The 12,275-nt window shown below is 53.1% G+C and carries 11 protein-coding genes; 5 read left to right on the top strand and 6 right to left on the bottom strand.

Annotated elements, in window-relative coordinates; genetic code table 11:
- Positions 1 to 42 precede the first annotated feature (42 nt).
- Positions 43 to 459 carry a pyrimidine (deoxy)nucleoside triphosphate diphosphatase gene (locus tag ACLJRH_RS12015; protein ID WP_001527820.1) on the top strand — a complete coding sequence of 139 codons (417 nt, stop codon included), beginning with the start codon at positions 43 to 45 and terminating at the stop codon, positions 457 to 459.
- On the opposite strand, the gene ACLJRH_RS12010 is transcribed toward ACLJRH_RS12015, so the two are convergent.
- Positions 419 to 694, bottom strand: a complete 276-nt coding sequence (locus ACLJRH_RS12010) for a YnjH family protein (RefSeq protein ID WP_001254682.1) — start codon at positions 692 to 694, stop codon at positions 419 to 421. The genes ACLJRH_RS12015 and ACLJRH_RS12010 overlap by 41 nt on opposite strands.
- Positions 695 to 932: 238 nt before the next feature.
- Here ACLJRH_RS12010 and gdhA point away from each other — a divergent pair, with 238 nt between their 5' ends.
- Complete coding sequence (gene gdhA / locus ACLJRH_RS12005) at positions 933 to 2,276, top strand: NADP-specific glutamate dehydrogenase (protein WP_000372865.1); 1,344 nt, start codon at positions 933 to 935, stop codon at positions 2,274 to 2,276.
- A 29-nt stretch (positions 2,277 to 2,305) separates the two neighbouring features.
- Here gdhA and topB read toward each other — a convergent pair whose 3' ends face one another.
- The 3 genes from topB to ACLJRH_RS11990 form a co-directional block, all read right to left on the bottom strand.
- Positions 2,306 to 4,255, bottom strand: coding sequence for a DNA topoisomerase III (topB, locus tag ACLJRH_RS12000; RefSeq protein WP_001235863.1), 1,950 nt, complete (start codon positions 4,253 to 4,255; stop codon positions 2,306 to 2,308).
- A gap of 4 nt (positions 4,256 to 4,259) precedes the next feature.
- Entirely contained in the window at positions 4,260 to 5,303 is a 1,044-nt protein-coding gene (selD, locus tag ACLJRH_RS11995; protein WP_023136850.1) for a selenide, water dikinase SelD, read from the bottom strand.
- Positions 5,304 to 5,420: 117 nt separating this feature from the next.
- On the bottom strand, positions 5,421 to 5,972 hold the full coding sequence (locus ACLJRH_RS11990; protein WP_023136851.1) for an NAD(P)H nitroreductase: 552 nt from the start codon (positions 5,970 to 5,972) through the stop codon (positions 5,421 to 5,423).
- 173 nt (positions 5,973 to 6,145) lie between these two features.
- Here ACLJRH_RS11990 and sppA point away from each other — a divergent pair, with 173 nt between their 5' ends.
- The 3 genes from sppA to pncA all read left to right on the top strand — a co-directional run bounded on the left by sppA (position 6,146) and on the right by pncA (position 9,797).
- The gene (sppA, locus tag ACLJRH_RS11985; RefSeq protein ID WP_001259865.1) at positions 6,146 to 8,002 is read left to right on the top strand and encodes a signal peptide peptidase SppA; all 1,857 of its coding nucleotides are present in this window, start codon (positions 6,146 to 6,148) and stop codon (positions 8,000 to 8,002) included.
- 95 nt (positions 8,003 to 8,097) lie between these two features.
- Positions 8,098 to 9,114 carry an asparaginase gene (gene ansA / locus ACLJRH_RS11980; protein WP_023136854.1) on the top strand — a complete coding sequence of 339 codons (1,017 nt, stop codon included), beginning with the start codon at positions 8,098 to 8,100 and terminating at the stop codon, positions 9,112 to 9,114.
- A gap of 26 nt (positions 9,115 to 9,140) precedes the next feature.
- Positions 9,141 to 9,797 (top strand): bifunctional nicotinamidase/pyrazinamidase, encoded by a 657-nt coding sequence (pncA, locus tag ACLJRH_RS11975; protein ID WP_023136855.1) that lies wholly within the window; start codon positions 9,141 to 9,143, stop codon positions 9,795 to 9,797.
- Positions 9,798 to 9,899: 102 nt separating this feature from the next.
- On the opposite strand, the gene ACLJRH_RS11970 is transcribed toward pncA, so the two are convergent.
- On the bottom strand, positions 9,900 to 11,258 hold the full coding sequence (locus tag ACLJRH_RS11970; RefSeq protein WP_023223196.1) for an MFS transporter: 1,359 nt from the start codon (positions 11,256 to 11,258) through the stop codon (positions 9,900 to 9,902).
- Positions 11,259 to 11,393: 135 nt separating this feature from the next.
- On the bottom strand, positions 11,394 to 12,152 hold the full coding sequence (locus ACLJRH_RS11965) for a DeoR/GlpR family DNA-binding transcription regulator (RefSeq protein WP_000719104.1): 759 nt from the start codon (positions 12,150 to 12,152) through the stop codon (positions 11,394 to 11,396).
- Positions 12,153 to 12,275 lie beyond the last annotated feature (123 nt).

Below are 12,275 nucleotides of genomic sequence, written 5' to 3'. Positions count from 1 at the left end.
ATAGCGCGACGCTTCCCGGCAGGAATAACGACCTTAACGACAATGATAAAAAAACTCGATGTTGTTGCCGCCATCATTGAACGCGACGGCAAAATTCTGCTGGCCCAGCGCCCAGATCATGCGGATCAAGCCGGTTTATGGGAATTTGCCGGCGGTAAAGTCGAACCCGGCGAAACCCAGCCGCAGGCGCTTGTCCGCGAGCTACGCGAAGAGTTAGGGATTGATGCCACGCCCGGCGTCTATATCGCCAGCCATCAACGCGACGTGTCTGGCCGACGAATTCATTTGCACGCCTGGCATGTGCCTGCGTTTAACGGCCTGATACGTGCGCTGGAACATCAGGCATTAGCCTGGTGTACGCCGGAAGAGGCGCTGGAGTACCCCCTCGCCCCGGCGGATATTCCGCTATTGCAGGCGTTTATGGCTTTACGCGACGCCAGACTAACGGATTCGTGCTGATGGTTTTTTCGTCACGCTGGCACTGGAGCAAGACGCCTTCCACTTTTATTACCGCGCCTTCGGAGTAATTCTGATCCTGGTAAACGCAGCACTGAATGCAGGGCTGGGACGACTGACCGCGCGTGCTGAAAACTTCCGGCGGGACATTCACCTGAATATCAGGACGACTGTTCTGGTTTGCCAGCCCGACCATTGGCATTATCGCCATCACGGCGACCACGAGGCTTCGGCGCATAGGATTTCCTTATTTTTCTAAGTATATTCTCAGTATAACGGTAAGCCGCCGTGAAAACTTTAATCCTCTTTTGTCATCGCTTTTAGTTATGACCCTCGCCCCGTTATGAATTTACTTAGCAGCGTCATTTTTTTCTTGCTTACCGTCACATTGCTGATGGTATAGTCGAAAACTGCAAATACATATTCTGATAAAACGCAAATACAACCACATTAATATATAAGAGGTTTTTATATCTATGGATCAGACATGTTCTCTGGAATCGTTCCTCAACCATGTACAAAAGCGCGACCCGCATCAAACCGAGTTCGCGCAAGCCGTCCGTGAAGTCATGACCACCCTGTGGCCGTTTCTTGAACAAAACCCCCGTTACCGCCACATGTCTTTACTGGAACGTTTGGTTGAACCAGAGCGCGTAATTCAGTTTCGCGTAGTGTGGCTGGACGACAAAAACCAGGTGCAGGTAAATCGCGCCTGGCGCGTGCAGTTCAACTCTGCTATCGGCCCCTATAAAGGCGGTATGCGCTTCCATCCTTCGGTAAACCTTTCCATCCTTAAGTTCCTCGGCTTTGAGCAAACCTTTAAAAATGCCCTCACCACGTTGCCGATGGGCGGCGGTAAAGGCGGCAGCGATTTCGATCCGAAAGGGAAAAGCGAAGGCGAAGTGATGCGTTTCTGCCAGGCGCTGATGACTGAACTGTATCGCCATTTAGGGCCGGATACCGATGTGCCTGCCGGGGATATCGGCGTGGGCGGGCGCGAAGTGGGCTTTATGGCGGGGATGATGCGCAAGCTTTCCAATAACAGCGCCTGCGTCTTCACCGGCAAAGGGCTTTCCTTCGGCGGCAGTCTGATTCGCCCGGAGGCGACGGGTTATGGCCTGGTCTACTTCACCGAAGCGATGCTTAAACGTCATGGTCTTGGTTTCGAAGGGATGCGCGTCGCCGTGTCCGGCTCCGGCAACGTAGCGCAATACGCCATTGAGAAAGCGATGGCCTTTGGCGCGCGCGTGGTTACCGCGTCGGATTCGAGCGGGACAGTGGTCGATGAAAGTGGCTTCACGCCAGAGAAGCTGGCGCGTCTGTGTGAAATTAAAGCCAGCCGTGACGGTCGCGTCGCTGACTACGCCCGTGAGTTTGGCTTAACCTATCTGGAAGGCCAGCAGCCCTGGAGCGTACCGGTGGATATCGCCCTGCCATGCGCGACGCAGAACGAACTGGACGTTGACGCCGCGCGCGTACTGATTGCCAATGGCGTAAAAGCCGTGGCGGAAGGGGCAAATATGCCAACCACGATTGAAGCGACCGATCTCTTCCTTGAGGCGGGCGTACTGTTTGCGCCGGGTAAAGCCGCCAACGCGGGCGGCGTGGCGACATCAGGTCTGGAAATGGCGCAGAACGCCGCGCGGTTGAGCTGGAAAGCCGAGAAAGTGGATGCCCGTCTGCATCACATTATGCTGGATATCCACCACGCCTGTGTCGAGTACGGCGGCGATAATAAGCATACCAACTACGTTCAGGGCGCCAACATCGCCGGTTTCGTGAAAGTCGCCGACGCCATGCTGGCGCAGGGCGTCATTTAATCCCGTCGTCAGGCCAGATGGCTTTACGCTTATTCGGTCTGACGGCCTGTCTCCTCAGCAGGCGGGCTTTTTTTGCCCGCTCGCTTACGCGGCGCGCTCTTTTTCTTTTCTCCACCGCCTGGCGCGACTATCCCTCTGAAGCGCTTCACCGGCGTGCGCTTAGCCTGATCGATCAGCTGATATAACGTGCCGACCAGCGGTTGCATAAAATCCTGATAACGGCACTGCTTTTCGCTGATTTGCGTCAAAACAGATTCCCAGTGCGCGGTCATATCTGGACGGGCCGCCATCTCCGGCAGCGAATGTATTAACGCTTTGCCAGCATCGGTAGAATGAATGTAGCGCCCTTTTTTGGTCAGAAAGCTACGTTTGAACAGCAGTTCGATAATCCCGGCGCGCGTGGCTTCCGTCCCCAGCCCATCGGTCGCGCGCAGGATCTTTTTCAGATCTTTATCCTGCACGAAGCGGGCAATTCCGGTCATCGCGGAAAGCAATGTCGCATCGGTGAAATGACGCGGCGGCTGGGTTTGGCGCTCGACCACTTCCCCCTTTTCACACAGCAACTCATCACCTTTGGCGACAACCGGCAGCGGCGTACCGTCGTTTTCCTCGTCGCGCTCTTTACTGCCCAGTAACGTCCGCCAACCGGCCTCCGCCAGAAAACGCGCTTTGGCGACAAATTTTCCTTTGGCGATTTCCAGTTCAATAACGCATTTACGAAACACCGCGTCCGGGCAGAACTGCATCAGATACTGACGCGCAATCAGGGTGTACACTTTCGCTTCGTTTTCCGTCAGATGGACAGAAGAACTGCGCGCCGTCGGGATAATCGCGTGGTGCGCATCCACTTTTTTGTCATCCCAGCAGCGATTGCGCGTATCAGGATTAACCACAGGCTGCGGCAGTAAATCCGGGGCGTGGACGCTAATCGCGTTCATGACCGCCTGCCGTCCGGCAAAGTGTTCTTCCGGCAGATAACGGCAGTCGGAACGCGGATAGGTAATCAGTTTGTGGGTTTCATAGAGCTTCTGACAAATATCAAGCACGTTTTGCGCGCTCAGGCCAAAACGTTTAGCGGCTTCAATCTGTAGCGTCGAGAGCGAAAACGGCAGCGGCGCGGATTCTGATTCCCGTTTATCATTATAACTGGTTACCAGCGCGGGCTGACCGTTGATTCGGTTCACTACATGCTCCGCCAGCGGACGATGAAGCAAGCGCCCCTCTTCATCCTGATAAGGTTCGCACGCCTCGCTCGGCTGCCAGATAGCGGTAAAACGCTCGTCGGCAGGCGTAACGATGTGCGCCTTTACTTCAAAGAAGTCTTTGGCGACGAAGTTCTCAATCTCTTCGTCTCGCCGCACCACCAGCCCCAGTACCGGCGTCTGCACGCGTCCCACGGATAACACGCCCTGATAGCCGGCATTCCGGCCCAGGATCGTGTAAGCGCGGGTCATATTAATGCCATACAGCCAGTCCGCTCGCGCTCGCGCCAGCGCGGAGACGCACAGCGGCACGAAGTCGCTGTTCGCTCGCAGCCTGTCAATAGCACGCTCGACCGCCTGCGGGTTAAGGTCGTTTATCAGACAACGCCGCACCTGCTGGCGCTTTTCGGCAGGAAGCTGGAGATAATCCAGCACTTCATCAACCAGAAGCTGCCCTTCGCGATCCGGGTCGCCGGCGTGAATAATTTCACCGGCTTGATGCAAAAAGCGCTTAATCACATTGAGCTGTTTGGTGACGGAAGGACGAGGCTGAAGCTGCCATTTTTCCGGCACGATAGGCAGGTCAGCCAAATTCCAGCGCGCATAACGGCTGTCATACGCATCCGGCTGCGCCTGTTCCAGCAAATGACCAATACACCAGGTGACGACCTGCCCATTTCCGCACTCAATAAAACCATCGCCTTTACGGTGCGGTTTTGGCAGCACATCCGCAATGGCGCGCCCCAGACTCGGTTTTTCGGCAATAAACAACCGCATCAGGTTAACGAATCTCAACCATAGCGCGACCGCCGCGGGCCTCGACCAGTTCACCAATCGCGGTCAGATCGATACCAAATTCCGCCGCAGTGGCTTTAACATCGTCTTCGGCGTCCGGCGTTACCGCCAACAACAGACCGCCTGACGTTTGCGGATCGCACAGCAGGCTACGAACTTCACGCGACATGTCGCCCATCAGATGACCATAGCTGGCGAAGTTGCGCTCTGTGCCGCCCGGTACGGCGCCCAGAGCAATATACTCTTCCACGCCCGGCAGTTTAGGGATGTCCTGATAGCAAAGTAGCGCCTGCACGCCTGCGCCCTGGCACATCTCGCTCAGGTGCCCCAGCAGGCCAAAACCGGTAACGTCAGTCATGGCTTTTACGCCATCGATATTGGCAAACGCCGCGCCAGCAACGTTCATCCGACACATGACTTCCGTCGCCAGCCCCTGATGTTCAGGTTTAAGCAGCGATTTTTTCTCGGCGGTGGTCAACACGCCAATCCCCAACGGTTTGGTCAGAAAGAGTTTGCATCCCGCCTGCGCGGTACTGTTTTTCTTCATCCGTTCGGTCGGCACTACGCCTGTGACCGCGAGACCAAAGATCGGCTCCGGGGCGTCAATCGAGTGTCCGCCCGCCAGCGCGATACCGGCCTGACGGCAGGCAAAGCGCCCCCCCTCGGTCACTTCACGCGCAATATCGGGCGACAGGGTATTAATCGGCCAGCCAAGGATCGCGATCGCCATAATCGGTTTGCCGCCCATCGCAAAAATATCGCTGATGGCGTTTGTTGCCGCAATGCGGCCAAAATCAAACGGGTTGTCGACTATCGGCATAAAGAAGTCGGTGGTGCTGATAATACTGGTGCCATTACCCAGATCGTAAACCGCCGCATCATCGCGGGTTTCATTACCCACCAGCAGGTTCGGGTCGACGAACTTCGCCTGCTCGCTATGCAGGATAGTCTCCAGCACTTTAGGGGAAATTTTACAACCGCAACCAGCGCCGTGGCTGTATTGCGTTAAACGAATGGCTTGCTCGCTCATGGACATCTCCTGTCATTGCATTCGCGCTATGGTAGCGCTCATTCCCTGATGTGGTAAGTATCACTGTCTGAATTACCGCGCCTTTGCTCAGAATCCAGACAGTTTTATCCCTCAGCGTCAGAAATAACGCACAAACGGCGTGGGGTCGGGGGTACTGATCGTCGTTGACGCTTTGAGCTGCGGCGTGCCGAGATAGAGAAAACCAACAATTTTATCCTGAGGGCGGCACTCAAAGGCTTCCCGCACGATAGCGCTCTCCGTTAATGCACCGCTACGCCAGATACCATTAAACCCTTGCGCAATCGCCGCCATTTGCATCGCCATCACCGCGCATCCGGCAGACATCTCCTGTTCCCACATCGGAACCTTATGGTTTTCTTCGCATTTCGCCACCACGGTAATGATCAGCGGCGCGCGAAACGGCGCATTACGCGCTTTTTCGATCGCTTTCTCATCGCCCCCGGCAGCGACAGCGCCTTGTTCAAGCACGGCGCTGAAGCGGTCGCGCCCCTCTCCTTCAATCACAAAAAAACGCCACGGCTGTAGAGATTTATGATCGGGAACACGCATTCCCGCCCGCAGAATGTTCTGTAATTGCTCTCCGACAGGCACCGGTTCTGCGAGACGAGAGGCGCTACGACGGTTGACCAGCAGTTCTAGTGCATCCATTTGATTAACTCCAGCAATGATATTTATTCACAAAATTAACACGGGAGCGGATTTTGTTACAGCGCAGGCAGTGATTCCTGCTGACAACTGCCTGATGGGTCATTACGATAGCCACATCTTAATGCTTTATCCTCACCAAGGTATAAGCGTTGTTACTCAGATAGGGAGAATACATGCGAACCCTGTGGCGATTTATTGCCGGATTTTTTAAATGGACGTGGCGAGTGTTGAACTTCGTCCGTGAAATGGTACTCAACCTGTTTTTTATTTTTCTGGTCCTGGTGGGCGTTGGGATCTGGATGCAGATCGGTAACGGCAGCAACAGTGAGCAAACCGCGCGCGGCGCTCTGCTGCTGGATATTTCCGGCGTCATTGTGGATAAACCGTCCACCAATCACCGTCTGGGCGCGCTGGGTCGCCAGTTATTTGGCGCCAGCTCCGACCGTCTGCAGGAAAACTCCCTGTTTGACATCGTCAACGCTATTCGTCAGGCGAAAGATGACCGTAACATCACAGGTATCGTTCTGGATCTGAAAAACTTCACCGGCGCCGATCAGCCGTCAATGCGCTATATCGGTAAAGCGCTGCGCGAATTCCGCGACAGCGGCAAACCGATTTTTGCCGTGGGTGAAAACTACAGCCAGGGTCAGTATTACCTCGCCAGTTTCGCCAATAAAATTTGGCTTTCCCCACAGGGTCAGGTAGATCTTCACGGCTTCGCTACGAATGGCCTGTACTACAAAACGCTGCTGGATAAGCTGAAAGTCTCTACCCACGTTTTCCGGGTCGGCACCTATAAATCCGCCGTCGAGCCGTTTATCCGCGACGATATGTCGCCCGCCGCCCGCGAGGCCGACAGCCGCTGGATAGGCGAACTGTGGCAGAACTACCTGCATACCGTTTCCGCCAATCGCCAGATTTCGCCGCAACAACTCTTCCCCGGCGCGCAGGCTATTATCGACGGGTTAACCAGCGTGGGCGGCGACACCGCCAAATATGCGCTCGACCATAAACTGGTGGACGCCCTCGCCTCCAGCGCAGATGTTGAAAAAGCGCTGACGAAGCAGTTTGGCTGGAGCAAAACTGAAAATAACTATCGCGCGATCAGCTATTACGATTATTCGCTGAAAACGCCTGCGGATACCGGCGGTACTATTGCGGTTATTTTCGCCAATGGCGCGATTATGGATGGCGAAGAAACGCCAGGGAATGTCGGCGGCGACACTACGGCATCGCAGATCCGCGACGCACGTCTTGATCCTAAAGTGAAAGCGATTGTGCTGCGCGTCAATAGCCCAGGCGGGAGCGTCAACGCCTCCGAAGTTATCCGCGCCGAACTGGCGGCGGCAAAAGCGGCCGGCAAACCGGTGGTGGTCTCAATGGGCGGCATGGCGGCCTCCGGCGGTTACTGGATCTCTACGCCGGCAAACTATATCGTGGCCAGCCCCAGCACGCTGACGGGTTCAATTGGCATCTTCGGCGTCATCAATACGGTAGAAAACAGCCTGTCGTCGATTGGCGTACACAGCGACGGCGTTTCCACCTCGCCGCTGGCGGATATTTCGATGACCAAAGCGCTGTCACCGGAAGTGCAGCAGATGATGCAACTCAGTATTGAGTACGGCTACAAACGCTTTATCACGCTGGTGGCAGACGCGCGTAAGCGTACGCCGGAGCAGATTGATAAAATCGCACAAGGCCATGTCTGGACCGGAGAAGACGCGAAAGCCAATGGTCTGGTGGACAGTCTCGGCGACTTTGACGACGCCGTCGCCAAAGCGGCGGAGCTGGCGAAACTGAAACAGTGGCATCTTGATTATTATCAGGACGAACCGACGGTCCTTGATATGGTCATGGACAGTATGACCGGATCAGTGCGCGCCATGCTGCCGGAGGCCATTCAGGCGATGCTCCCGGCGCCGCTCGTTTCTGCCGCCAACACGGTGAAGGCCGAGGGGGATAAACTGGCGGCATTTAACGATCCGCAAAACCGTTATGCGTTCTGTTTGACTTGCGCGAACGTTCGCTAATGCTTCATCAATAGCCATACCGGATGGCGGCGTCTGCTCATAGCCGCCATCCGATAATCATTAATACGTCCTTCGCGACACGACTGAACATTATCATGCAAAAGAAATCAATTTACGTTGCCTATACCGGCGGTACTATCGGTATGCAGCGCTCAGATAAAGGGTATATCCCGGTGTCCGGGCACCTTCAGCGCCAGCTGGCGCTGATGCCGGAATTCCACCGCCCGGAGATGCCGGATTTTACCATCCATGAATATGCCCCGTTGATGGATTCATCAGATATGACGCCGGAAGACTGGCAGCATATCGCTGCAGATATCAAAGCGCACTACGATGAGTATGACGGTTTTGTTATTCTGCACGGCACCGACACGATGGCGTTTACCGCATCGGCGCTCTCTTTCATGCTGGAAAATCTGGGTAAACCGATCATTGTGACAGGGTCACAAATTCCGCTGGCTGAGCTGCGCTCCGACGGGCAAATTAATTTGCTGAATGCGCTTTATGTCGCCGCCAACTATCCTGTTAATGAAGTAACGCTGTTTTTTAATAATCGTCTGTTCCGCGGCAATCGCACAACCAAAGCCCATGCGGATGGTTTTGACGCTTTTGCCTCTCCTAATCTGCCGCCCTTGCTGGAAGCTGGAATTCACATTCGCCGTTTAAATACGCCTCCCGCGCCCTACGGTTCTGGTGAATTAATCGTTCACCCTATTACGCCGCAGCCGATAGGCGTAGTGACGATTTATCCGGGGATTTCCGCCGAGGTAGTACGTAACTTTCTGCGTCAGCCGGTAAAAGCGCTGATTCTGCGCTCTTATGGCGTAGGCAACGCGCCGCAAAATAAAGCGTTTTTACAGGAGCTGAAAGAGGCCAGTTCGCGCGGCATCGTGGTGGTTAACCTGACGCAATGCATGTCAGGGCGAGTCAATATGGGCGGGTACGCTACCGGTAATGCACTGGCGCACGCTGGCGTGATTGGCGGTGCCGATATGACCGTCGAAGCCACCTTAACCAAACTGCATTATTTGTTAAGCCAGGGTCTGGACACTCAGGCGATTCGTAGCGCGATGGCGCAAAACTTGCGTGGTGAATTGACGCCGGATGATTAAAAAATCCCGACGACAAGGAGAAGATAATGACAAACCGGGCCTTATTACTGGTCGACTTGCAAAATGACTTTTGCGCCGGCGGCGCGCTGGCTGTAGCGGAAGGCGACAGCACCATCGACATCGCCAACGCTCTTATTGACTGGTGCCAGCCCCGGCAGATTCCGGTGCTGGCCAGCCAGGACTGGCATCCCGCGCAGCATGGCAGCTTCGCCAGCCAGCATCAGGCGGAACCCTATAGTCAGGGAAAGCTGGACGGGCTGCCGCAAACGCTCTGGCCGGATCACTGCGTTCAACATACCGACGGCGCGGCGTTACATCCCCTGCTTAACCAACATGCGATTGACGCCTGCATCTATAAGGGTGAAAACCCGCTGATTGATAGCTACAGCGCGTTTTTTGACAACGAACATCGGCAGAAAACTACCCTTGATACCTGGCTTCGCCAGCATGACGTTACCGAGCTTATCGTGATGGGGTTGGCGACCGATTACTGCGTAAAATTTACGGTGCTGGATGCGCTAGAGTTGGGCTATGCCGTTAACGTTATCACCGATGGCTGTCGCGGCGTGAATATTCACCCGCAGGATAGCGCACACGCGTTTATGGAGATGGCGGCGGCAGGCGCGACGCTGTATACGCTGGCAGACTGGGAAGAGACGCAGGGCCAGGCTGTCGCCAGGTAGCGGAGCAGGTATCGTATCCGGTCAATACATCACGCAACGGTGAGACCATTGCATAGATCTGTGGGCCGGATACGTCACGCCAGCGTCGCTACCAGGCAAAGCTCAACGCAGGCTGGAGAGCGCTTCTAACGAAACTCTTCTCGTTTCAATGCCAAAACAAAATAATATCAGCGCGCACGCCGCCAGCAGCATACCCAGCACAACAAAAACGGTGACAGATCCATAGCGGGTCAGCAAAACCGCCACACCGTAGGGGGTAAAGACAGCGACGATCCGCCCTACCGCATTCACAAAACCCGATCCACGTAGTCTAAGGTGCGTAGGCCATAATTCGGGAACGTAAACCGCCGAGGCAAAGCAGACGTACATATACAGAAAGGAAATCATTACCAGTCCATAAACCAGAATGGCCCATTCCTCAGTCTGTATTGAGTAAAAATACCCTACTACCGCAATAACGATAAGCAACAGCGAACCAAATAACCGTCTGGGGAAATGGTCAATAATGAGCGCGGCGATAAATATGCCCACTGGCGCGCCAATCATAATGATGGCGGTCATGAAAATAGACTTTGTAACATCAATTCCTGAATTAACAAAAATTGTCGGGATCCATACCGTAATGGTATAAAGCGAAATGTTCATTGCAATCAATACAGTGATCGCCACTAACGTGCGCCGCAGCATTTGTCCTTTGAATAAGAGCCAGAATGTACCGTTTTCAAAGCGCGATTCCATGGATTTATTGCTTTCCTGATGCGGCGGCAAAATAATACTTTTTTCTTTTTCTATTTGCGATTCAATCATGAGAAGCTGTTGTTCAGCCTCGCGTTGCCGCCCTTTACCTGCTAACCACCTGGGCGATTCGATAAAGTACTTTCCTGAAAGAGACCACGCCAGCAGCATCCCTATCCCGCCAAGAAGAAACATCATCCGCCAGCTTAAAAACGCAATGACCACTACGCCAATCCCCGCAGACAGCATCGGTGACCAGTTCCCTACAAAAGAGAGACGCGCGGACCATTTTCCTCGTACAACGGGAGGGATAAACTCGGTAAAAGAAGCATATCCAACCATAATCAATGCCCCCATGCCTGTCCCCATCAGACAACGAAAGAAAATCAGCCAGTACATATTGGGAACAAATGCGGCAGCCGTTGCGGAGATGCCCACAAGCAACAAATTGATGCGAAACGCTTTTCGACGCCCCAGGTAATCCCCAATAAAACCGCCGGTAAGCGAACCAATAAAATAGCCAAGCATCAGTGCCGATGTGAACGCGGCATTAAGATAATTATTCGACCAGCCATTGTTTATCAATTTGGCCAGAACCACATTTCCTGAATAACTCAAAAACCCCGTTAATAGCAGGCCAAAACTAATTATTCCAAAAATACGAAAATGAAACCGGGATAAAGGTAAGCGGTCTAGTCTGGCGCCGATATGATCATTGTCTTCCATCTGGATGGCCTCTAACGCAGCAAAATAATAAATTATTGTCTCGCGGCAAAGGGGTATTTGCCGCACTTGCTATCATCTGCCGTTTTTTTTGGCATAGTCCAGGCGAAAACAATCCAGGCAAGGGTAATCTATCGATTAATAGACAAGCTGGATATTATTTTTATCGCAAAATGCGATCCATTCATCACCTGGCGTTTTATTCGTTATCAGGTAATGGATATGACTAAAATCGACCAACCGCACGAACGCTTTACGATCAAATTTTGAGTGGTCCACCAATAACGCCACCTCTGTGGCCTGGCGAATCATCGTTTTTTTGATTTCAGCCTCCGCCTCGTTAGAATCAAGCGCCCCGCTCGCCATATCCAGCCCTTTACAACTCATTACCATAATATCAACATGATAACGGCTGATTATTTCTTTAGTGATACGCCCCTGCAGCGATAGCGTATTTTTATTTAACTCACCGCCCGTAGAAACAAGATTAATATCCGATTGCGCCAGTTCATGGAAAGCTTCCGCTGAATTAGTTAACAAAGTAAGATCATTTCGGTCTTTCAGAAGTTTTAGCAATTCCATTACCGTACTGCTGGAATCGGCGGCCATCGTTGTTTTGTTTTTAATAAACGGAAGCGTATTACGGGCTATAATTTGCTTCTCTTCATAGAACGATTTTGCACGCTTATAAAAATGGATATTGTCAGCCAGCACTGCCGAATTTAATACCGCACCGCCATAAGTTCGAGTCAAAAAGCCTTCATCTTCGAGTTTTTCCAGATCGCGTCGAATTGTCTCTTCGGTTACCTGAAAAATTGAACTCAAGTTAGAGACTGTTACTTTTTTATCATTAGCGACCATCTGTTTGATCGCCTGAATCCTGTCTTTCGCCGCCACGATTACACCTCTGTTTTCGACGTCATGATAAACGTTGAGTATCTCACAGACTATGTTTACTTTCAAAATAAGCCGTTTGAATAACAGATTTTATCTGCATTTCGCCAAAAAAGAGGTGTAATG

Origin of the sequence: Salmonella sp. SAL04162, assembly GCF_046551535.1 — a bacterium.
In the GTDB taxonomy this organism is placed as follows: domain Bacteria; phylum Pseudomonadota; class Gammaproteobacteria; order Enterobacterales; family Enterobacteriaceae; genus Salmonella; species Salmonella enterica.
The sequence above is the reverse complement of the archived record's forward strand: the minus strand, read 5'-3'. Positions and strand labels throughout refer to the sequence as shown.